This is a genomic window from Ruegeria sp. YKSF57 (assembly GCF_059612585.1).
On record NZ_JBXWQW010000016.1, the window covers coordinates 1 to 21,003 of the forward strand.

At 54.8% G+C, this 21,003-nt stretch carries 19 protein-coding genes and 2 pseudogenes; 3 read left to right on the forward strand and 18 right to left on the reverse strand.

Annotated features, from left to right (window positions below):
- The 10 genes and pseudogenes from AC2FLX_RS08290 to AC2FLX_RS08335 all read right to left on the reverse strand — a co-directional run.
- A pseudogene (locus AC2FLX_RS08290) lies at nucleotides 1-265 on the reverse strand (IS6 family transposase); the annotation flags it as partial.
- A 74-nt stretch (nucleotides 266-339) separates the two neighbouring features.
- Nucleotides 340-1,380, reverse strand: coding sequence for an ABC transporter ATP-binding protein (locus tag AC2FLX_RS08295; protein ID WP_496810749.1), 1,041 nt, complete (start codon nucleotides 1,378-1,380; stop codon nucleotides 340-342).
- Nucleotides 1,380-2,165 carry an ABC transporter permease gene (locus AC2FLX_RS08300; protein ID WP_480750825.1) on the reverse strand — a complete coding sequence of 262 codons (786 nt, stop codon included), beginning with the start codon at nucleotides 2,163-2,165 and terminating at the stop codon, nucleotides 1,380-1,382. The genes AC2FLX_RS08295 and AC2FLX_RS08300 overlap by 1 nt, the downstream gene beginning before the upstream one ends.
- Entirely contained in the window at nucleotides 2,162-3,025 is an 864-nt protein-coding gene (locus tag AC2FLX_RS08305; RefSeq protein WP_480750824.1) for an ABC transporter permease, read from the reverse strand. Before AC2FLX_RS08305 ends, AC2FLX_RS08300 begins: the two co-directional genes overlap by 4 nt.
- Before the next feature lie 29 nt (nucleotides 3,026-3,054).
- Nucleotides 3,055-4,089 (reverse strand): ABC transporter substrate-binding protein, encoded by a 1,035-nt coding sequence (locus AC2FLX_RS08310; RefSeq protein ID WP_496810748.1) that lies wholly within the window; start codon nucleotides 4,087-4,089, stop codon nucleotides 3,055-3,057.
- 39 nt (nucleotides 4,090-4,128) lie between these two features.
- Nucleotides 4,129-5,061: a PfkB family carbohydrate kinase gene (locus AC2FLX_RS08315; protein WP_496810747.1), complete on the reverse strand. Its 933-nt coding sequence runs from the start codon at nucleotides 5,059-5,061 to the stop codon at nucleotides 4,129-4,131.
- Complete coding sequence (locus AC2FLX_RS08320; RefSeq protein WP_496810751.1) at nucleotides 5,058-6,098, reverse strand: ADP-ribosylglycohydrolase family protein; 1,041 nt, start codon at nucleotides 6,096-6,098, stop codon at nucleotides 5,058-5,060. The genes AC2FLX_RS08315 and AC2FLX_RS08320 overlap by 4 nt, the downstream gene beginning before the upstream one ends.
- A gap of 9 nt (nucleotides 6,099-6,107) precedes the next feature.
- Complete coding sequence (locus AC2FLX_RS08325) at nucleotides 6,108-6,845, reverse strand: GntR family transcriptional regulator (protein ID WP_496745235.1); 738 nt, start codon at nucleotides 6,843-6,845, stop codon at nucleotides 6,108-6,110.
- Nucleotides 6,846-6,959: 114 nt separating this feature from the next.
- A pseudogene (locus AC2FLX_RS08330) lies at nucleotides 6,960-7,485 on the reverse strand (transposase); the annotation flags it as partial.
- Entirely contained in the window at nucleotides 7,470-8,282 is an 813-nt protein-coding gene (locus tag AC2FLX_RS08335; protein ID WP_496745237.1) for a glycosyltransferase family 32 protein, read from the reverse strand. The pseudogene AC2FLX_RS08330 and the gene AC2FLX_RS08335, both read right to left, overlap by 16 nt.
- A 250-nt stretch (nucleotides 8,283-8,532) precedes the next feature.
- Here AC2FLX_RS08335 and AC2FLX_RS08340 point away from each other — a divergent pair, with 250 nt between their 5' ends.
- Nucleotides 8,533-10,287 (forward strand): glycosyltransferase family 2 protein, encoded by a 1,755-nt coding sequence (locus AC2FLX_RS08340; RefSeq protein WP_496875408.1) that lies wholly within the window; start codon nucleotides 8,533-8,535, stop codon nucleotides 10,285-10,287.
- On the opposite strand, the gene AC2FLX_RS08345 is transcribed toward AC2FLX_RS08340, so the two are convergent.
- Both AC2FLX_RS08345 and katG read right to left on the reverse strand, forming a co-directional pair.
- Entirely contained in the window at nucleotides 10,278-11,813 is a 1,536-nt protein-coding gene (locus AC2FLX_RS08345) for an alkaline phosphatase family protein (protein ID WP_496745241.1), read from the reverse strand. The two genes, AC2FLX_RS08340 and AC2FLX_RS08345, sit on opposite strands and share 10 nt — an antisense overlap.
- 194 nt (nucleotides 11,814-12,007) lie before the next feature.
- Nucleotides 12,008-14,179: a catalase/peroxidase HPI gene (gene katG / locus AC2FLX_RS08350; protein ID WP_496810746.1), complete on the reverse strand. Its 2,172-nt coding sequence runs from the start codon at nucleotides 14,177-14,179 to the stop codon at nucleotides 12,008-12,010.
- 93 nt (nucleotides 14,180-14,272) lie between these two features.
- Here katG and AC2FLX_RS08355 point away from each other — a divergent pair, with 93 nt between their 5' ends.
- Complete coding sequence (locus AC2FLX_RS08355) at nucleotides 14,273-15,334, forward strand: beta-keto acid cleavage family enzyme (RefSeq protein ID WP_496810745.1); 1,062 nt, start codon at nucleotides 14,273-14,275, stop codon at nucleotides 15,332-15,334.
- Here AC2FLX_RS08355 and AC2FLX_RS08360 read toward each other — a convergent pair whose 3' ends face one another.
- The 6 genes from AC2FLX_RS08360 to AC2FLX_RS08385 are packed head-to-tail and all read right to left on the reverse strand — an operon-like array spanning nucleotide 15,335 to nucleotide 19,688.
- A complete protein-coding gene (locus AC2FLX_RS08360) occupies nucleotides 15,335-16,717 on the reverse strand; it encodes a DUF4384 domain-containing protein (protein ID WP_496810744.1) in 1,383 nt (460 codons plus the stop codon).
- Nucleotides 16,714-17,124, reverse strand: a complete 411-nt coding sequence (locus AC2FLX_RS08365; RefSeq protein ID WP_480750815.1) for an ExbD/TolR family protein — start codon at nucleotides 17,122-17,124, stop codon at nucleotides 16,714-16,716. Before AC2FLX_RS08365 ends, AC2FLX_RS08360 begins: the two co-directional genes overlap by 4 nt.
- Nucleotides 17,121-17,552, reverse strand: a complete 432-nt coding sequence (locus tag AC2FLX_RS08370) for an ExbD/TolR family protein (protein ID WP_480750814.1) — start codon at nucleotides 17,550-17,552, stop codon at nucleotides 17,121-17,123. Before AC2FLX_RS08370 ends, AC2FLX_RS08365 begins: the two co-directional genes overlap by 4 nt.
- Before the next feature lie 12 nt (nucleotides 17,553-17,564).
- Nucleotides 17,565-18,185, reverse strand: a complete 621-nt coding sequence (locus AC2FLX_RS08375) for a MotA/TolQ/ExbB proton channel family protein (protein ID WP_496745249.1) — start codon at nucleotides 18,183-18,185, stop codon at nucleotides 17,565-17,567.
- A gap of 2 nt (nucleotides 18,186-18,187) precedes the next feature.
- Nucleotides 18,188-18,613: a hypothetical protein gene (locus AC2FLX_RS08380; protein ID WP_480750812.1), complete on the reverse strand. Its 426-nt coding sequence runs from the start codon at nucleotides 18,611-18,613 to the stop codon at nucleotides 18,188-18,190.
- Nucleotides 18,614-18,635: 22 nt separating this feature from the next.
- The gene (locus AC2FLX_RS08385; protein WP_496810743.1) at nucleotides 18,636-19,688 is read right to left on the reverse strand and encodes a hypothetical protein; all 1,053 of its coding nucleotides are present in this window, start codon (nucleotides 19,686-19,688) and stop codon (nucleotides 18,636-18,638) included.
- 232 nt (nucleotides 19,689-19,920) lie between these two features.
- Between AC2FLX_RS08385 and tssA the strand changes: the two genes are divergently transcribed.
- Entirely contained in the window at nucleotides 19,921-20,964 is a 1,044-nt protein-coding gene (gene tssA, locus AC2FLX_RS08390; RefSeq protein ID WP_496810742.1) for a type VI secretion system protein TssA, read from the forward strand.
- The last annotated feature ends 39 nt before the right edge of the window (nucleotides 20,965-21,003 follow it).

The window sequence follows — 21,003 nt, forward strand, 5'->3', positions numbered from 1 at the left end:
GGATCATGATCACGACTTCGTCCATGTGCCACTTGTCATTCGGCTGTGGACGATCCCGCTTGATGCAATCTGCAAAGTGTAGACCAAAGCGATTGACCCACAGCCGAACTGTTTCCCGGCTGACGATAACGCCCCGCGCAGCCAACAGATCCTCGACGTCAGCTGTGCTCAACGCAAAGCGATGGTAAGCCCAAGCCGCATAAGCAATGATCTCACGATGAAAACGAAAGCCTCTAAGGCATGGCATGATCGGTGGGATGTTCATTAGCGCGACATAGCTGGATCACTCAGCCTGTACAACTTGGCAATACCCTTAGTTTACATCAGTTCACTGAACCCCTAACCGGGAACGACAATTGTCTTCTCGGGGTCCCAGCTCAGCCAGACCTGAGCCTCCTCCTTGAGTTCGGGAATATCCTGATCGCGGGCGATTATTTTGAATACCTGCCCTCCGCATCGCGCAATGCAGGTTGCCATCGCCCCGGCAAAGATCCGACGTTCCAGAATTGCCGGTATCTTTGACAGGTTGTCCCCTTGTGGTTCGTCCACCAGAATGCTCATGTTTTCGGGACGAACGGCCAAAGTGGCATTTGCTGCAGTTCCGGGCGGCAATTTGATGTCCGCTCCTTCCACTCTAAAAATCCCCTTACCATCTTTCGAGAGAAAATTCGCCTCTCCCAAGAACTCAGCGGTGAACACATCCGTTGGATTGCTGTAAACCTCGCGCGGAGCGCCGGCCTGGATCATCTCTCCCTGCCGAAGGATGCCGATCTTGTCGGATAGGGTCAGCGCCTCTTCCTGATCATGGGTCACGAATATGGTGGTGATGCCGATTTCGTGCTGAATACGCTTCAGTTCGATCTGCATGTCGATGCGCAGCGACTTGTCCAGCGCCGATAAGGGTTCGTCGAGCAGTAGAACCTTGGGGTTTGTCACTATGGCACGGGCCAGTGCGACCCGCTGGCGCTGGCCACCGGACAGCTGATGCGGTTTGCGGTCTCCGTGCTGGCCCAGCTGAACCAAATCCAGCGCTTCGCCAACGCGCCGGCGTTCCTCGATCGCACCGACTTTGCGCACACGCAGCCCGAACCCGACATTGTCTGCGACGGTCATATTGGGAAACAGGGCATAATTCTGGAACATCATGCCGATATCGCGTTTTTCAACCGGAATATGTTCGACCGATGTATCGCCGATACGGATCGATCCGGCGTCAGTGAAGATGAAACCGGCAATGGCGCGCAGCAGCGTGGTCTTGCCGCTGCCCGATGGCCCAAGCAGTGCAAAAAAACCGCCATCAGGGAAATCCATCGTTACATCGTTCAGTGCCTTGAGCGGTCCGAATGACTTGGTGACATTCTGGACAGAAACCTCGGCCATCAGCGTTCTCCTCCGAAGTTTGAGAACCGCGCGGCAAACAGCATCACGGCCATGGAAACAACAATAATGATTGTGGAAATCGCGTTGATCTCTGGTGTGAATCCCTTGCGGATCGACGTGTAGATCAGCACCGGTAACGTGCTGTCACCCGGTTCTGACAGGAAATACGAGACGACAAACTGGTCAAAACTGACGGCAAAAGCGAACAACGCGCCTGCGATCACGCCGGAAGAAATCCATGGTAAAGTCACGCGACGCGTCACCGTCCAGGCGTCGGCGCCCATCGACCGCGCAGCTTCCTCCAGCGTGGCATCAAATGTGGCCAATCGAGCACTGACGACAACAATGACGTAGGGCAGGGCAAGCGCTACATGGCCGATAATGACTGAAGGGGTGCCGCGGCCGAGACCAACGCCAAAAAAGAAGATCAGCATCGCCGTTCCGGTGATCAGCCACGGAATGGCGATGGGTGGAAACAGCATGACCTGCAAGAACCGCTTGCCCCGGAAGTCGAACCGGAACAGGGCAACAGATGCAGCGGTGCCCAGAATTGTCGCGACAACCGTGGTCACAAGCGCGATCAGCACTGACCGAGCTGCGGCATCGATAATCTGACCATTGCCAGACAGATCCTCGTACCACCTGAGCGAGAACTCGAACGGTAGTTGATAATAAGGTGAGGCATTGAAGGACATGATCGCCATGACGATGATTGGCGCATAGAGGAAAAACAGGATCAGCCCCAGCCAGACCTTCCCCAAAACTGTCAGAAATCGGCCACTCATGTTTGTGCCCTTTTCAGAACCGGGCTTGCCAAGGCAAGGATCAACAGCACCACGGCAAGCAGGATGAAGGAAAGAGCGGCCCCAAGCGGCCAGTTGAACACAGCCACGAATTGATCTTCAATCACCGTACCGAAATAGGTGCCGACACGACCGCCCAGAATGCGGGGTTCCATGAACGAGCCAACCACCGGAACAAAGATCAGCACCGCTCCGGCCATCAACCCGGGAAGAGACAGTGGCAGAATGATGCGCCAAAGGATGGTCAGTTTGCCCGCGCCCATGGATCGGGCAGCGTCAATCAGAGTGTCGTCAATGGCCTGAAGCGCCAGATACGAAGTCAGAATAACATAGGGCAGATAGGAATGAACCAGCCCGATCACGATGGCCGGGGTCGAAAACATCAAGTTTACATCCACTTCGAAGGGAAGAACAGCATTCAGGCCCAGATCCAGCACACCGTTGCCGCGTAACACAATGGCCCAGGAAAAGATGCGCACGAGCGAGTTGGACCAGAACGGCAGAATGACCAGCAGAAACAGCGCCTCGCGCGACCGGCCCTTGATCGCCTTGGCTAAGACATAGGCGCAGGGAAACCCGACCAGCACAGAAATCGCGGTCACCGTCAGACCAAGCCTAAGCGACTTCCATAACAGCGTGGCATAAGTCGAAGTTTGAAAAAAGGCCTGGTAGTTTTCCGTCGTATGGAACCACTCTCCATCACCAAACGGTACATCGGATAGGAAACTGAAATAGAGCATGGCTGACAGTGGCAAGAAGATAGCCACCGTCAGCCAAAGATATGCAGGGGAGAGCAGGCTGAAGATCTTCAGTCGTTCCTGTTTGGCAAGAACATCGGACATCCAGAAACACTCCCCTGAGAGTTGGCAGTTTATTGGGCGGCCTTTAGACCTTGCCACAGTTCAAGGTATTTCTCGCGAGTCTCATCCGAGACCGGGCGCTGGAACTGAACGCGGGCAACAACTTCGGGGTCTCCGAGAACCTGTTTGTTGAAGGCGTCATCGGGCAGAGCCGCAGCCGCTTTGGCATTGGCCGATGCAGGAGCACCATCAACGGCCCATTTCACGTAGAACTCTGGGTCGATCATCCAGTTGATAAAGGCATGCGCTGCCTCTTTCTTGTTGGACGAGCTGGGAACAGACAGTCCGTCCAGCCAGCCGATTGCCCCTTCTTTTGGCACGATGAACTGCACCGGCAGACCGGCAGCCATCGATCGGCTGGCCGATCCGGACCAGAAAGTCGCCACATCCAAATCACCGGCGGCCATGAACTGGTTCCAGTCGTTCTCGGATCCCCAATAGGTTTTTATCTGTGGCATCAACTCGGCAAGCTTGGCCTCGACGGCATCCAAATCGGCAATGTTGTTGATGTCCTGACCAGTGGCAATAGCGGCGAATTGCACCGCCTCCAGCGCATCGTCGCGGATCGAGACTTTGCCCTCATGCGCCTTGTCCCAGAATACTTCGATCGAGTCCGGCAGCTCATCAAACTCGCCGGTATTGACAGCAAAGGATGTCAGACCCCAGGTCCATGGAACTCCATGCAGTGCCCCACCGGCATTCAGGTCCTGATTGCTGCTCAGGTTTTCAGGTACGTCCGCAAGATTTTCGACCAGTGCAACATCGACAGGCCCGATCAGACCTTCTTCTTGCGCCTGCGGTGTAAATGCCGCGTTGATCAGCACGACATCATAAGCGCCGGGGTTGGTGCGCAGCTTGGTCAGCATTTCCTGTTCCGAGTTGAAATACTCGTGCACAACAGTGTGACCGCTGGCATCGGTGAATGCCTCGACCGCCCAATCCAGATCGGTGCCATAGCCCTGCCAGTTCAGAACCCGAATTTCATCGGCGATGGCGGCAGTACCAACAAAGACGGCGGTTGTAGCCAATAAGATATGTTTGTTCATTTTGACCTCCCAGTCATTCGCAATTGAGAATTCTCTCGATCAACAGGCCTCTTTTTTATTAAGCGCCTCGGCAACCACCACACTGCTGGGTGTTGTTGCCGGGCCTTTTTGTGTCGCTGAAATAGCCGCCGCCACATTCGCATATCTGGCGGCTTGTGAGGGCGTGTCGCCAAGAGACAAGCGGGCGATGAAGCTGCCTATATGGGCGTCTCCAGCACCATTTGTGTCGACAACCCGGACGCGGTAGGGCGGGACATGTTCCACGGTGTCACCGGTGGCGATAAGGCACCCTTCGGATCCGTTTCGCACCACGCAACCGCCGTCTGCCGGGCGTGATTTCGCAATGGAAAGGGCGGCTTCGGTCGGATCACCCAAGCCGGTCAGAATCGCGGCCTCGCGGGCATTTGTGCTGACCCAATACGCCCGGTCCAAAGCCGCGTCGCGAATTTCGCGTGGGATCGACGCCACGACCGGGGACGGATCAAACACCAGGTTTGGAATAATGGCTTCCGTCAGAAGCCAATGATGCAGGGCCGCACGCGAACCCGCATAATGAAGGGCGTAGCCCGATAGCAACGTCCACCCGTACTCGGCAAATCCAATCTGTTCCAGGTCCTCGGTGGTCACGTGCCCCTCGGCCCCATCGCTTGCGACAAAGGTGCGTTCGCCCTCACTGTCGATCAGGACGCTGCAACAGCCTTGATCCCTCGTCAGATCCTGGCTGCGCAAGAACGGAATGCCTTCGGCGTTCAGCCCTTCGCGGACTAACTGCGCAAAAGGTCCCGACCCGATGGTTCCGCCATAACACACCATCATGCCCGTGCGCTTTGCGGCAACCATGGCATTGAAGCCACCGCCGGGTTTGATCGAAAAGCCGCGTACGATCGCCTCTTCGCCCGCGGCAGGGACATGATCGATCTCGTAGAGAAGATCGGCGACAACACCTGACATTTGCAATAGCCGGTTTGTCATTGGACCATCTCCGCATTTTCGAACGCCGAGCCATCGCAATTGGCACGCAGCGACAACAAATCTCGCGCAATTTGTTCCAGCGGCAACTCGTTTGCCGCAAATACCGTTTCGATGGCGAATTGCGTGATCCTGCTTTGCCCGACACAGGCACCTGCCATTGCCCCGGCAATCGCACCGATCGTATCGGTGTCATCTCCGATATTCGCGGCAATTTTCGCAGTTTCCCATGGGTCACAATTTGCCAGCAAAACCACACCGAATGCTGCCGCCACAGATTCGTGTGAGGCAACGGACGTTCCAATACGCTCGGCGAAGGCCTCGGACGAAAGTCCATCCTTTGCTGCTTCCAGTGCCAAAGCGATCTTTTCGGCCATGGCGTTTTCACCAACTGCATATCCGCGCCTTTGACCCGCTTCGGCGGCGCGTAACGCCGGCGCTATGGCCTGGTCAAATGACATCCCGTCGATGCCGCAACTGATGACTGTTGCAACGGCCGCAGCGGCGGCAATTGCTTCGCCAGTGTTATGGGTCATTCGGCAGGCAAGTTCGACACGATCCAGAAAGGTGGCTTCAGGTGCAATACGTGTTGCAATACCGACTGGTGCAATGCGCATCGACGCGCCATTGGTGGTCCCATTGCGCCCAGTCTCGTCAGCAGAGGCGCCTGAAATGATTGCGTCGAGTGCAGCCTTGGACGACGGCCCCAGCAAATCGCGCAACCCTCGTTTGCGAACATCGGCTTCCCATGCGAGGAGGTCGTTGGCCCAACGGTGTTCGTCTAGTTGACCACCATCCTCAATCAGTCTGAGTGCCAGCAACAACGCCTGTTCGGTGTCGTCTGTAACCTGCGCTGCTTTGAGCCCGTGCGAGACCGGGTGATCCGGGAACGGAGCAATAAAAGTTGAGATCACACCGTAGTGACGAAGAATATCCGCACGGCTCAGTGTCTGAGACGGCATGCCCATCGCGTCACCAATCGCCATCCCGGCCAAAGCCCCACAAGCGCGATCGTACTGAATGTCAGAGCTTACCGGCATTGTTGTCAACTAGAACTCCATGTGCAGACCGAACATCACTGGGTCCAATATGCTTTCGACAAATTCAATGATCGACCCGTCTGCGGCTCGTGTCAGTCGGCGTAAGTGCAGCATTGGCTCACCTGGATTACGCCCCATGACTCGGGCATCCATATCGGAAAGTGCGGGCAATACTCCGGCCCATTCGTCCCCGCCCGCAACCACTAGTCCTTTGGATCTAAGCAATTCAGTCAACGACCCGTTCTTAAGCCCGGTATCCAAAACATGCGAGAAACTGTCCCGCCATGGAATCCGGCTGCGCTCCAGCGACACGCCCTGTCTTGTATGGACCTGGTACCTCAATCGGTCGACGACCAGAAAATCCGAACCCGCTTCGACGGGCGCATCGGGGATGTCCATGGATCCACGGTCCAGTACCAGAACGCGAGTTTCCAGGTGAATATCTCCCGACGCAAGAGCAACGCTCCACCCGGAACGATCATCAATTGTCTTGCCGCCGAAGGTAACGAAGGACCCGATACCGCTCTTGGTGGTGATCAGGCCTTTATTGCTGAGAATTTCCAGACTCTTGCGAATCGTATTCCGACTGACCGAAAATCTCTTCACAAGTGCGCTTTCGCTGGCCAGCGGATCACCCCGACTGAGCGCACCAGATCTGATATCCGTTTCCAGACGATGGGCAATCTTGACCGACTTGGATGCGCCGATCAGAGATATCCCTGTGTCATCATGTTCAAACCTGTTCATACCTGTACCCTAGCGTGGCTCTTTTGTGCTAGTCAACAAAAAGTCGTGCAGTCCTCTGACTGGCGTTGTTGCGTAACTCGCGTTTGAGGTGTGAAGACCCGTACCCCGCCGACGTCATGCCACGCGTTTGATCGCGGCGATTCTGAGGGCGTTGAAGCGGTTCATGAGGGCGATGCGGATGCGGATTTCTGCGGTCTGGCGGTTTGGGTCTCTTGCCGCGATGCGCTCGCCGAAGGCCTTCAGGCGGCGCATCCTCGCCTCGATCCTGCTGCGGACATGGTATCCGGTCCAGCGCTTCCAGAATGCCCGCCCGTAATGTCGCGTTGCGCGCAGGTTTTTTGTTTCTGGCAATTGCCGCAGGACAGTCTTCCTTAAGCAAGCGCCCGTTCTTGCGGATCGGAAAGATTCGAACAGCGTCGCGCTCGATGATGGCGTTGTGGCATCGGCGTGTGTCGCAGGCGCCATCAGCAGTCACTGTGCCGATCGGCTCATTCGGAGGGATCAGGCTGAGCAGATCACGTAGTACTGGGTTGTCGCCGTCGCGGCTAGAGTTCACATGCTGAAACGGCGATGTCTGAGCTACTCCTAGATGATTGGACAATTTCTGGCGCTGACGTGACCTCCTCACCCACCTAGAGTTTGTTTCGGATCGATCCCGACCTCGCGGCACATGCGCCAAGCGTAAGAGTTCTTGAGTGGCGCGTGTTTGCGCCACCAGGGTTTGGTGCCATTTGTGTAAAGATGAACGGAAACGGTATCTTCCGTGAACCACCCTTCGACTCTACCATGCGGATCGTAGAAGATATCGTTCAGTTGAAACGGCACAGGATACAACACATCTGGCGTCATTGCCCGATCAAAGTCGCCGGTTTGTTTTGCGTAATGCGTAAATGCCTGTGGACCAAATGCCGTGCGTTCGGTTTTGTAAATGCGAACAGCCAAGGGATCTTGACCCTTTTGCCGGTCCATCTTCTTGCGCTGGCTTTGTCCCCACCAAGCAGGATAATCTGGCAAGTTCTCGTAATAGTCCAAAAGTTGGTCGATCAACTCGCACTCTTGCGGCAATCCGACAACCCCGCAGTTCAGCGCACCGCGCATCCCATGACCGGCAAAGATCCACTCCCATTCGTCCGGAAAAGGTTTGTGGCAGTAAGCGTCGCAGTCGATCCAGATGGCGCCTGTCTTTTTGATCATCTTGTAGCGGAAGACGTTCGAAAGAAATGACGCGGACGTCGCTTCGACCACCGACATATCGATATCCATAATCTCGGAAGCGGACCTGATCTCGACACCTTCGGGTGCATTGACTACGTCTTCGGTGCAATACAGAGTCACCGGATGGCCGTGACGCAAGTGTGATTTCAGGCATAACTGATTGAGATAGTGAAGGCTCTCTCCGATCCACAGAGAGGCAACGGGGCGGCGAGTTTCGGACAAGTCTGCTTCCTCGATAGAATTTGCCGGTATTTTATGTGTGTTGTCCTTTATTTGGCTTGAGGATGCAAAGGCGAATTGCATCTCAGCAGTCAAATCGTGTCCAACAATGGTAGTCTGTTCTTTCTGCGCGTATATCGGGACCTGACGACCGACCACAGGCAACACAGGACGAAACATGCCCGCCCAACACGGCATTCTTGAAAAGCTGCGAAAACGCAAAAGCCCCAACGGCACCATCATGGCAGTATCTATGATGAAAGACGAAGCGCCGTATTTGTTGGAGTGGTATGCGCATCACCTGGCAGTCGGGTTCACTGATATTCTCGTCTATACCAATGATTGCTCTGACGGAACGGTGGAAATGCTTCAGCGTCTGGAGGAGCTTGGTCTGGGCTATCACCGGCACAACGTCATTCCTGATGGTGTCAAGCCGCAGCCATCTGCGCTGAAACATGCGCAGGCCGAGCCCTTGGTTCAGGCCGCAGATTGGTTGCTGGTTTTCGATGCTGATGAGTTCTTGTGCATCAACCATCCATCCGGAAATCTTGACGGATTGATTTCCGACGCCGTGGAAAAAGGAGCGAATGGCATTGTGATCACCTGGCGAATATTCGGCTCAGGTGGTGTGGTTGATTGGTCGCGCAAGCCGGTGACAGAACAATACCTGCGTGCGGCACCGCCCCTTTGGAATAAGGGTTGGGGGGTCAAAACCTTGTTCAAGTTCGATCCAGAGTATTGGAAACTTGGTATTCATCGACCTTCGATCAAGAACAAGCATCTTGAAACTGGTTTCCCAGAGTCGGTGAAGTGGCTGAACGGTTCTGGTCTTCCGATGGAAGACTATTTCAAATTTCGAGGTTGGCGCTCCATCCGACGCACGCTCGGCTATGAATGGGCACAAATGAACCACTACGCTGTCAAGTCTGTGGATGCATATGCCGTTCGAAAATTTCGAGGCAACGTCAACAACAAAAAAGACAAGTACAATTCCGACTATTGGGCCTTACAGGATCGCAATGAAGTCGAGGATCGCTCCATTCTGCGCCATGCACCTCTCGGGCGGGAGATCATGCAGGCTCTCCTCATGGATCCCGTGCTTCGAGCGTTGCACGAGGCGGCGTTGGATCGAATTGAGACGCGGCTCGATGCGTATAAACAGACGCCCGAATACCAAGGCCTGAAAAACGAATTGATTGAGGCGGGTAAGACACCGATTGCCAAGGTGGTGGCCAAACCGCCGCAGCCTCGCGACCCGGCCAAGATAGCGGCGATGATGAGCCGCGTGGAAAGAACGGCAACTGAAAAATTTGAAAAACCCAGAGAAGCAAATACAGATTTCCAAACGGTCGCATCGCCCTACGTGGGACAAGATGCGCGTCTTTCCACAGCTGCATCAACTCAGTGGTTTTTGAACCATGACATCGAATTGCCAGCCGATCCGGGGCTATTCTCATCCGAGGCTCTCAACTCCATTGTTGCGGGCAGGTTCGATCGGCGGAACGCCAGAAATATCGGGGGTTACCTCGATGGTTGCGCGCGGCTCCTCGAAATCGGGAGCGGTGTGGGTTTTGTTCCCCTAAAAGCCAGTCGTGATCTTCCGAAACTGATTATAATGGCGCAGGACTGCCGGTCAGGCCTTGTCAGGGCGGCCAGAGAAATCGCGCGGCGCAACGGGTTGGAGAATTCGTCGCGCCTCAAATTCAGCGATGGGTTTTTGTCCTTTGAGGCTGACCGGCAAGGGCAGGCTTCGGGCCTTGCCGCATATCTTACAGATTTCAGGCCTGATGTTCTTCGCCTCGCGGCACCCGACCATTTGCCGTCCGAACTTTTGCGTACGGCATCGCTAAGCTGTGTGGGCCGCGTGATCATTCCATATGCAGGTGAGCAAGCACGTGACCTATCACGACAAGAATACGGCCCTGTCTTGGCCGATCTTGGGCTAACGGAATCGATGGACAGGGCCGAAAGCGGTTCGCTACAATTCGACAGGGAACCTCAGATATAGCGGCGTCTCGATTGCGGTCCCATGGCCGAAATTGTGTTCAGTGATAATGTGTGATCCATGTTCTGCATCCTGTGCCGCAACATTTGCCGGGTCAGGCGGGAAAGGTCGTTCGCGTACTCGGGTTTGCCGGCCACATTCTCAAATTCGCCTTTTCCGCAGTGGTCAAACAAAATTGGCGGCAGGTCGGCGGCGAATTCCACAAGCGTGAATCTATTGTCTCGCAAGATACCAAGGCAGGAATTCGATGGATTGGTCCCCAGCGCTTTTTCCCATTCTGTCGGCTTTGAAGGTTGGGAAAAATCCAGTTCGCTGAACGTGTAGGTACGCCAGTCATCTGGCACATCGCCGTTCATCAGCGGAATTAGAGAGCGCCCATCCATCGAATTGGGAATGTCGCAACCGATCCAATCGAGAATGGTCGGCGTTATGTCGATGGTCTCGGTTGGTGCGGAAACAACCTTGCCAGCTCGGGCTTTGTTTCCCGGCATTCGGATGATGAGTGGTGTCTGATACGCAGCGTCATAAACAGTCATCTTTCCCCATGAATGGTGATCACCCAACATTTCGCCGTGGTCCGCCGTTACGACCAGAAGTGTGTTATCATACTGACCGCTATCCTTGAGATGCTGAATTGCCCGGCCGATATGGTGATCGACCTCGGTTGCCAGACCAAGATAGATCGACCTCAGCGTCTGGATATTTTCGTCCGTTGCTTCCAGCCCGGGGAACCCTTCGACAAATGTCTCGATAGAACTGGTTTTTATGAGCGGAGCAAAGAACGGGTGAACCGCGCATTCCTGTTCGACAGATGTCAACCTTTTAGGCAAAGGCAAAGACTGCGGATTGTACATACGGTTGTAGGGGCAGGGAGCGACTAGTGGTGGGTGAGGACGGATATAAGTTAGATGGGCGAACCAGCTTTTGCCGTGATGCGCTGTGATTTTGCCAAGGAAAGAATTCGTCAGGAACGCAGTATCACTATCTTCAGCTGAGTAGAGAGCGGGGTCATTCAGGCGTGGTTTGCCGCCATCTGGCGCAATCGGCTTGTATACATCCCAGTATTTTTCGAATTCGTACCCCTGCTGGATCAAATGCGATTGCCATGGATACGACATTTCAAGCCGCATCTCGGTCATCTCGTGAAAACCAGTCATTGGGTATTCATAGGTCTTCATCGCCGGGTCGTTGGGGTGGTGGACACGTGGATCTGAAGAGGTGTCGGTATACCCGAAAAGCATTGGCAGCAGTCCTGCTTTGCGCATCTCAGTTGCCAGATTGGGTATGTCATGGCGCAATGGCGTGCCGTTTCGCACTGATCGGTGGTTCATCGCGTATTGACCGGTCAGGATGGATGCGCGCGATGGCCCACAGGGGTTGGTGACCGAGAAATGTCGATCGAAACTCACCGCGTCCTGCATGAGCGCGCGAAGGTTCGGGAGGTCGACGTGCTGGGCCAACTCTCCGCTCAAACAATCCGCTCGCAGTTGGTCAATGATGATGAACAGAACGTTACGCGTGGCGGACATCAGGCTTCTCCGAGGAAATAGCGAAATCAAGTGATAGGTAGGTCAGCGAAATGCGTCCAGATCAAAACGGACTAACAACGTCCGAACCTAGGGGCTCGAACCATTCGTTTATGCCGCATCCGCGGCGTCAGTAGTAATGGAAAAAGGGCGCGACGGTTGACCGCCGCGCCTTTTGGATCACGGGCTTGGAACTGTCATTTCATATCGAAGCGGTCCGCATCCATCACTTTGGTCCAGGCTGAGATGAAATCGGTCACAAGCCGGGCCTGACCATCGTCCTGCCCATAGATTTCGGCAATTGCCCGAAGTTGCGAGTTGGAACCGAAAACCAGATCGACCCGAGTCCCGGTCCACCTGACGGTCCCGGTTGCCCGGTCGCGACCCTCGAAAATGTTCGATGAACCCGACGCCGGTGTCCATTCGGTTCCCATGTCCAACAAATTGACGAAAAAGTCGTTGGTCAACTTGCCGGGACGCTCGGTCAGCATACCATGGGTCGCCCCGCCCTGGTTCGCGCCAAGCACCCGCAAGCCACCGATCAAAGCTGTCATCTCGGGCGCGGAGAGACCCAGCAACTGAGCCTTGTCGATCAACAACTCTTCGGGGGAGATCGAGTATTCGGCTTTCTGGTAGTTGCGGAAGCCATCGGCAATTGGCTCCAGAACAGCCATGCCTTCGGGGTCAGTCTGATCTTGCGTTGCATCGCCCCGGCCCAGTGTGACCGTAACGGTTGCATCGTGCCCCGCGTCTTTTGCTGCCTTTTCGATTGCAGCAGAACCGCCCAGTACAATCAGGTCCGCCATCGAGACGGGCCGCGGAAATTCATTGCGGATGCTCTCCAACACTTGCAACACACGCCCAAGCTGTTCCGGATCGTTGGCTTCCCAGCGGTTCATCGGTTCCAGCCGTATGCGTGCACCGTTGGCGCCGCCGCGGTGGTCTGAACCGCGATACGTCGAAGCCGAAGCCCAGGCGGTTTTGACCAGGTCGGACACGGACAGGCTGGATTCGAGGATTTTTGCCTTGAGCGAAACAACATCGGCATCAGACAGTTTGGTTTCCGATGGCGGGATCGGATCTTGCCAGATCAGATCTTCAGCAGGAACTTCTTCGCCCAAATAGCGCGATTTTGGCCCCATGTCGCGGTGAGTAAGCTTGAACCACGCGCGTGCGAACGCTTCGGCAAACTCTTCCGGGTTGGCGTGGAAGCGGCGCGAGATTGGACCGTAGATCGGATCCATACGCATCGCCATGTCGGCCGTAGTCATCATGGTTTTGACTTTTTTCGACGGATCATGTGCCTGCGGGGCCATATCTTCGTCGGTCACGCCAACCGGTTCCCAAATCCATGCTCCTGCCGGTGATTTGGTCAGGTTCCAGTCATAGCCAAACAACAGATCGAAATAGCCGTTGTCCCACTTCGTCGGATTTGCCGTCCAGGCACCTTCGATGCCACTGGTGGTGGTGTCATCCCCTTTGCCGGTCCCATATGCATTGATCCAGCCCAGACCCATGGTTTCGATCGGCGCGCCTTCAGGCTCGGGGCCAACGAGCGCCGGATCTCCTGCACCATGGGCTTTCCCGAATGTATGGCCACCAGCCACCAGAGCCACGGTTTCTTCGTCATCCATCCCCATTCGACCGAATGTTTCGCGGATGTCGCGGCCGGAGGCCAGAATATTGGGCTCGCCATCGGGTCCTTCCGGATTCACATAGATCAGGCCCATCTGCACGGCAGCCAGCGGATTTTCCAGCTCCCGATCTCCGGAATAGCGCTTTTCACCCAGCCATTCGGATTCAGTGCCCCAATAGACGTCTTCTTCGGGTTCCCAGACATCCGGCCTGCCGCCGCCAAAGCCGAATGTTTTGCCGCCCATCGATTCAATGGCGCAGTTTCCGGCCAAGATCATCAGGTCTGCCCAAGAGATTTTGTTGCCGTACTTCCGCTTGATCGGCCACAGCAGCCGTCGCGCCTTATCGAGGTTTCCGTTGTCAGGCCAACTGTTCAGAGGAGCAAACCGTTGTTGACCTGTGCCGGCGCCGCCGCGTCCGTCGCCAGTGCGATAGGTCCCGGCACTGTGCCAGGCCATCCGAATGAAAAGCCCGCCATAGTGACCATAGTCCGCTGGCCACCAATCCTGACTGTCAGTCATGAGGTCGTAAAGGTCTTGTTTGAGTGCTTTGAAATCCAACGAGTTGAACTCTTCAGCATAGCTGAATGCCTCTCCCATCGGATCGGAACGGGAGGAATTCTGGTGCAGGATTTTCAGGTTCAGCTGGTTTGGCCACCAGTCACGGTTCGAGCGCGTGCCAAGCGCTGTACTGCCATGCATGACTGGACATTTGCCTATGTCGTTTCCGTCCATAATTCTCTCCATCGAATATGTGTTGGTTTTTCGGCCCATGTTGGGCCGCGCGTTTCATAGAAAAGGCTAGCAGACGAATACCATCAACATAAGTTGCATTTATCAATCGTTGCGATAATAAAAAGTTATGATGGATCATTGGAGAGTAATGAACGTCCAGAATTGGGTATTGGGTGGATATCTGCTCGCGACATCGCGACCTTGACGGTTCGCATTCAGGATACCAAAAAAGTCGGTGTTTCGGGTTCGTCATGCGGCCAATTCAAAAGACTAGCGGTAAGTGTGAATATGGAAAAAGCAATAATCTGCTGTGCTCTGAACGGTGTGCTGACTGATCCTCTGCAGCACAACGTACCGGTCACTCCGCAAGAAATGGCAGAAGAAGCTCGCAGAGCCTACGAGGCCGGAGCCGCCATTGTTCACATCCACTTACGGCAACAGGGTGAAGGCAAAGGTCATCTTCCAAGCTGGGACATTGATCTTTCGCGAGAGATTCAGGCAGCTATCAGAGATTCCTGCCCAGGCATCATCATCAATCATACCACCGGAGTTGTGGGTTGCGACTATCGGGGGGTCTTGGACGTCATCAAGGCGACCAAACCGGAAATTGCCGCCTGCAATGCAGGGTCGCTGAACTATCTGAAGGCCCGAAAAGATGGGTCTTGGGCTTGGCCACCAATGCTGTTCGACAATCCGGTACAGAAAGTTCAGGATTTTCTGACTGCGATCCAAGCTGCCGAAGCGATCCCGGAGTTCGAGTGCTTTGATACCGGAATTGTTCGCAGCGTGGGAATGTACCGCCAGGCCGGAATGTTTTCGGGCACTGCTCACCTGAACTTTGTTATGGGTGTCGCGTCGGGACAACCTGCACGGGTAGATCTTCTGCCGATCCTTGCAGATTTGGCTCCAAGCAATTCCAGATGGCAAGTAACCGCGATCGGACGCTCCGAAATCTGGCCTCTGCACCGTAAGGCCGCAGAGCTTGGCGGGCATTTGCGCACCGGTCTCGAAGACACGTTTTATTTGCCTTCCGGAGACAAGGCGGCATCAAACGGAGCACTAATCGAAGAACTCGCACGTTTGGCCCGAGAGGCCGGTCGCGAAATAGCGTCGACGCAAGAGGCGCGAAAACTTATTGGTATCAAGGCAGTTTAATCAATTTGGCGACGTGGCAATAAAGAAGTACACCCACTCTCCCTTGAAGTCCGAATTCTCCGCCCGAAGAGCGGAAACTCGCTCCTTCAGCCATTCCAGATAGTCTTCGGCGGGTTCGCCTAAAGGTCGAATGCCATCATAAAGTGGTTCGGACGTGGCGAATGCCGCCGCGATCTCCTGTCCGAACGGTGGTCCTATGGTGATAAACAATCCTGGATCTCCGAGTTTTTCCGCCCCGATCTTCAGGACCGATTTCGCCGGAGTTTTGACTAAATCAACGTTTTCGTTTGGGCTGAGATGAATGACCATTCCATCAGCATCAAAATAATCGACATAAACATAGGCGTCGTAGTCCGGCGCAGTCAGATCAAGAACCAGTTGCTGACCTTCGGAATAGTTAAATTCTCGGGCGTGGGCATCTGCGCCAACAATCAGCGGATTGATTATCTGATCCGTTGACTGAGGCAGGCCGACATCACCTATGCCTGACAAGGCCCCGCATTGCGGACGTGGAAGGATCAACAAGTTGTTGGTTACAGAAATGCTTTGACCCATCTGGGCTTGCAAGGCAGCTATTATCGGTGCTTGCATGTTGTATTCCGGCACATGGCCGACAACTTCCAATGTGTTGTTTTCAGGGTGAAATTGCACCTGTATCCGCGAACAGGGCACTCGGGACAGAACGCCCGAGATTCCGTCACGCAACTCGGTCGAGGCGCTTCCGGCGTTGCTTGGGTCGACAAAACTTTGGAACGCCGCGATTGATACAGGGTCAACGGTTACGTCTCCACTACCTGAAAATGCCAGTGCGGCAACCATAACCGTTTCCGGAAGCGGTGCGGTAGAAAGCGTGGTTGTTTGTGGTTTTTCGATTTTTGCCGATACCGGCAGAGGCTGATCGAGTGAAATCGCGTTGCTGGACGGTGGCCGGGTTTGAACCATATCGCCGATGTCGGAAGCATCCCCAGCAACAAGCGTCGTTGCTTTGGGAACAGCCGCCGATATTTGTGTTGCGTCGATGATCTCCGACTGCCCTACAGTAGGCCGGACACTGGCTTGAGTGGCCTTTTGGCCACGTTTCGGCACAGGCTGTAATGCCGCAAAATCGGGGGCAAGGCTTTTTCCCCGGGTTTGCGGAATGGTGCCTTGGCCGATGCGCCGACCGGTAGTATTCGATGTTGCTGCTGTTTGCCTTTCAGGGACGGCCTCGGCTGCGTCAGACCGCTCAACCTGGTAGGTTGACAGATGCATCTTGGTCTCCGGCATCGATTGTTCGTAAACCACTTTCGGTTCAAACGACCATAACAGAATTCCCCCGCATACGGCGTGCAGGGCGACTGACCCCACCAATCCGAGACCCCAGATAGCAGGCTCGCCGATCATGGAGTGACCGGCGGTGGCGTGACCACCAAAACCTGATCACGCACTCCAAGCTGTTCCAGTCTGGTGATCAGGGGCAGAACATTTCGTAGTTCGACGTCCTTATGTGCATTGATGCGCACGAGAGTATCCGGTGTTTCTCGAATTTCCTTTTTCAAAAAAGCAAAGATTTGTTCGGCATCAGAGGCCACCCCGTCCAGAGCCAACGATCCCGTTGTGCTTACAGATATCGTCGTCCCGCCCGCTGGCATGTCCGCGCCGGTTCGGGCTTCGGGAGGTGATACGTCGAATGGCGCGGTTGCATCCATCCGCCCGATGAGCATGAAAAACACCAACAAAAAGAACACCACGTCTATCAATGCGATGATCGTTTCCGGCTGAGGGCGCGGGGCAGGGCGGGTGATCCTCATGATCGGGTCTCCAGCCGGATTATCCTTACCTTGGTAGCGCCTGCGCTTGTTAGGGTGTCCATCAGCGAAACCAGAGCTTGCATATTGGCGCCTCCGGTCGGAAGAACAATGACGCTCAAACGGGGATTTTGCGCCGTCCGCGTTCGTATTATTCCGCCCAATTCTGTAAACTCAAGTTCACGACCACGGATCACTGGAACCCCGTCCGCGCCTAGTCGGATCAACAAGGTGCCCCCCTGTTCTGCGGTGGGTGGCGATGCCTCTTCACTCTGGTCCGTCCGCGAAAGCGCGGGGATCATGTCGAGGTTCAGATATGTCGACGTAACCATGAAGAAGACCAACAAGATCAACATCACATCGATCATCGGAACCAGAGAAATCAGCGCCTTCTGGTGCAGTGGACGTTTCAGGATCACCTCGGCTGCCATCGTTGCCTATCCTCAGTCATCGCCGCGTTCTTCGATAACCATCAATCGACCAACCGAGTTCTCGATAGCCTGCGCACCACGTTCTGCGCGCGCGTTTAACAGCGTCGCGCCTACAGCAGCGGGAATGGCGACCAATAGGCCTGCGGCAGTCGTCAGCAACGCTTGCCAGATACCACCGGCCAACACCGCTGCGTTTGCCGATCCCTGCGCCAGTTCGAGTTCCTGGAAAGACTGGATCATGCCGGTGACCGTCCCCAATAGCCCCAACAAGGGACTGATCATCGCGATGAGTTCAAGCGCACGAATCATGCTGTTCATGGAAGCGAACTCCTCGTTCCCCCGCCGGGTCAGTTCTGCCAACAATGCGGGTCCTTTGAATCCTTCGGCCAAGGCTTGCATGGCATAAGCGCAGACGCGATCAGCGGGTGCCTTGCCAGCAGAGACCTGGAGTTGCGCCTGAGACTTATCGCCTTTCGCCCAATGTGCCAAAGCAGCATCACGCATCGGGCCGCCAGAGGTAACGGGCCACAAGCGGATCGCCTTAACGACAATCAGGGCCAGCGAGAAAACCGACAGAACCGCCAAAAGCGCGATGATTGGCCCTCCGGGACCAAGGTTTTCAAACCCATCCATGATCACTTCGCCAAGATTGCAGAGGTTTTGCTGTTCAGTTCCAGAATTGGGAAACAGTCTGTCGGTTCTGAATTTTGCGGTTTGCAAGCTGACAGATCGTGCAGCAAAACTTCGGAAATATTGCCGCAATCAATCTCGGGAATTTCGAAAAGTTTGAGGACTGTCCGTTGGATTGGTAGTGGGGCAGCGTCGACAGAAAGTAAGCGGTCGATGACCCCGCTGCCGTCGAGAATAGCCAAAGACATTTCAAATTGCTCATAGCTGTTGCCTGTGTGATTTCGAAACAGGAAAAAGGCGCGGCAACCACCAGTTTCGATGGCTTCGAATTTGTTCAATTCAACAGTTAGCTTCTCCTCTGCGGTGCTGACGCCAGGTATAGTGGCAAGAAAAACACCGAGTGCGGCCAGCGCCAGTTTTGAAATCTTCATGTTCACCTCCGCTTTACCTTGCTCACGTTATGTGTTTCAGGGCGTCGTTCACTTTCCGCAGTGTAGTTGTAACCGTCGATCTGATGCTGGTTTCGACAAACCCGTTGGAATCTATTGTCTTGAAAAACTCAGAGTTGACGACTTTCAGATGTTTTTGCGCGTGTGCTCTTGCGGTGACAGCCAGCCGACGGCGTTTGGCAGCTGAATCGGCCGTAGCAAACTCGCCCAAAACCGTTTCCAGGGTTGTATCCATCTGCGTTAGCGGCTGCAGCTTTCGTACGATTTGAGAAGCAGCATTTCGAAATCGGTATTCGTCCTTGGTCGCAGCATTGATTGCGACGATCAAGGCGCGCACGTCCTTTGCCGTTGCCTTGCGGGCAGCTATCCAGTCTTGTCGTGCCCTGTTCAGCGCATTCGGGCCTGGTTGTGCGACATCCGGAGAAGGGGCATCTATATCACGCGACATATCGGCGATACGCTGAGCCAGATTTACAATCGACTGGGAAACAAAGGTCAGGTCGCCAGCTTTGATTTTTTCCGAAATTGTTTTGGCTTCGTTTGCGGCGAGTTGCTGTGCTTCGGGTCCAATGCGGGCGGCGCGCAAGACCAAGTCGCGCAAGTGCTTTGATGCTTTTTGTCTGGCTGGTCTGTCAGATGCTTGATCTGACTGTTCAGACGTCGAACGGGTGTCAGGCGTTGGCGCGGTCTCCTCGTGCTTTGGGGCAAGATGCTTTGCGCCGGCCTGGATCTCACCGACGTCGCTCTCTTCTTCGAGGATGGTTCCATTCGCGTCCGTCGCGGTGACTTTTGCGGAAACGCTGTTGTTTTTCAGGTATTTGCGAACTCTTTTGGCTAAATTGGGAAGCGACATGTCGCACGCGAGTGTGATCATGTTTGCGTCCGCAGTCAGAACACCGAACGCAACTTTGGGAGAGCCGCCCTGCTTTTTAGCCTCTTTTCCCAGTGTCGATGGTGGCTTGCGCCGATCAATGAAAAGGCAATCATCGTTTTTGGAGTCGATGCAGAATGCGAACGCCAATGGTTGCTTTCGGGCAATACCCACCACCTGCCGCAATTCAGCTCCGGTAACCGGTTCTACTCCCATTGGAAACCGCCTCACGCGCAATATGAATTTGACTTTGAAGAGACAATAAGGCTGACTGTGGGTCAAGACAGGAGCTGGGAATATCGATCTTGAAACGTATTTGTTGATTTCGTATTGGCGTTTTCTTCGGCTGGTTGGGCCTTAGGGGGTGCCGCTATGTATGAGACAACATTGAAAAAATGAAAAAAGCCCTGAGGAATGAATGGATCTGGCAGCCTACCTAGAACCGCGCGATGCAAACCCGCCGAGTGGCGAAAATCTTGAATACGAGGCCATCTTCACGGATTTGGAACTGGCGGCCCAGCCAGGCGAAGAACGCCAGATGGGTACCGAGGTTGTAGCTGCGGAAGAACAGGATTGGACCGACGTCCGGACCAAAGCCCTTGAGGTTATGGAGCAAAGCCACGAGATCCGTGCGGCGGTCTTTCTGGCTGAAGCCGTACTGCATTCATCCGGTTTGCCCGACTTTGCGTCGTCTCTGGGATATATCCGCAGCCTTCTTGAAGACTATTGGGATTCTTGTCATCCCGAACTGGACGAAGACGATGGTGACGCGACCATGCGGATCAATGCCGTGCAAGGTCTTGCGTCTTCAGATCGAGTAATCCGCGCCTTGCGGCGGTGCCCACTGACCGACAGCCGTATGTTCGGTCGCCTAACGCTGCGCCATGTAGATGTTGCTGATGGTGCAATTAACGCACCCGCCGACATGGACAATGTACCGGATATGAATGCGGTGTCGGCTGCGTTCAAGGACACAGATGATAATGTTCTGAATGCCAACTCTGAAGCGGTCAAAACGGCGCTGGAACATTTGCAAGCCATTGATGCGGTTTTCAACGAGCAAACACCGGGCGAAGGCCCTGATCTCGAACCGCTAATTAATTCCGTAAAGCAGGTACAGCGAGCGCTGTCACAGCATGGTGGTTCCGGGTCTGCTACGGCGTCGGAAACTGCGGATGAAGGACAGCCTGTGGAAATGCCTTCTGCGCCGACGGGTGGAGCACCGGCTGTTGGCGGCGGCGCAATTAATTCGGCCCGTGATGTTACCATGATGCTGGATCGGATCATGGATTACTATGCCCGGTGTGAGCCTTCGAGCCCGATCCCAGTTTTGCTGGAACGGGCCAAACGTCTCGTCAATGCCGATTTTTTGACAATAATCGAAGATATGGCGAAAGAAGGTTTGGATGAAGTTCGTCGGATCGGTGGGATCAAACCCAAAGACGATTACGACTCTTATTAACTGCCTGCACCGATCACCGCACGCGGTACAACAGAACTG

Coding starts and splice junctions, on each gene's coding strand:
- AC2FLX_RS08375 (WP_496745249.1), bottom strand. CDS start 18,185: ATGGATGGGTTTGAAAACCTTGGTCCCGGAGGGCCAATCATCGCGCTT.
- AC2FLX_RS08365 (WP_480750815.1), bottom strand. CDS start 17,124: ATGAGGATCACCCGCCCTGCCCCGCGCCCTCAGCCGGAAACGATCATC.
- AC2FLX_RS08370 (WP_480750814.1), bottom strand. CDS start 17,552: ATGGCAGCCGAGGTGATCCTGAAACGTCCACTGCACCAGAAGGCGCTG.
- tssA (WP_496810742.1), top strand. CDS start 19,921: ATGGATCTGGCAGCCTACCTAGAACCGCGCGATGCAAACCCGCCGAGT.
- AC2FLX_RS08315 (WP_496810747.1), bottom strand. CDS start 5,061: ATGACAAACCGGCTATTGCAAATGTCAGGTGTTGTCGCCGATCTTCTC.
- AC2FLX_RS08380 (WP_480750812.1), bottom strand. CDS start 18,613: ATGAAGATTTCAAAACTGGCGCTGGCCGCACTCGGTGTTTTTCTTGCC.
- AC2FLX_RS08345 (WP_496745241.1), bottom strand. CDS start 11,813: ATGTCCGCCACGCGTAACGTTCTGTTCATCATCATTGACCAACTGCGA.
- AC2FLX_RS08295 (WP_496810749.1), bottom strand. CDS start 1,380: ATGGCCGAGGTTTCTGTCCAGAATGTCACCAAGTCATTCGGACCGCTC.
- AC2FLX_RS08325 (WP_496745235.1), bottom strand. CDS start 6,845: ATGAACAGGTTTGAACATGATGACACAGGGATATCTCTGATCGGCGCA.
- AC2FLX_RS08320 (WP_496810751.1), bottom strand. CDS start 6,098: ATGCCGGTAAGCTCTGACATTCAGTACGATCGCGCTTGTGGGGCTTTG.
- AC2FLX_RS08305 (WP_480750824.1), bottom strand. CDS start 3,025: ATGTCCGATGTTCTTGCCAAACAGGAACGACTGAAGATCTTCAGCCTG.
- AC2FLX_RS08310 (WP_496810748.1), bottom strand. CDS start 4,089: ATGAACAAACATATCTTATTGGCTACAACCGCCGTCTTTGTTGGTACT.
- AC2FLX_RS08360 (WP_496810744.1), bottom strand. CDS start 16,717: ATGATCGGCGAGCCTGCTATCTGGGGTCTCGGATTGGTGGGGTCAGTC.
- AC2FLX_RS08340 (WP_496875408.1), top strand. CDS start 8,533: ATGATGAAAGACGAAGCGCCGTATTTGTTGGAGTGGTATGCGCATCAC.
- katG (WP_496810746.1), bottom strand. CDS start 14,179: ATGGACGGAAACGACATAGGCAAATGTCCAGTCATGCATGGCAGTACA.
- AC2FLX_RS08300 (WP_480750825.1), bottom strand. CDS start 2,165: ATGAGTGGCCGATTTCTGACAGTTTTGGGGAAGGTCTGGCTGGGGCTG.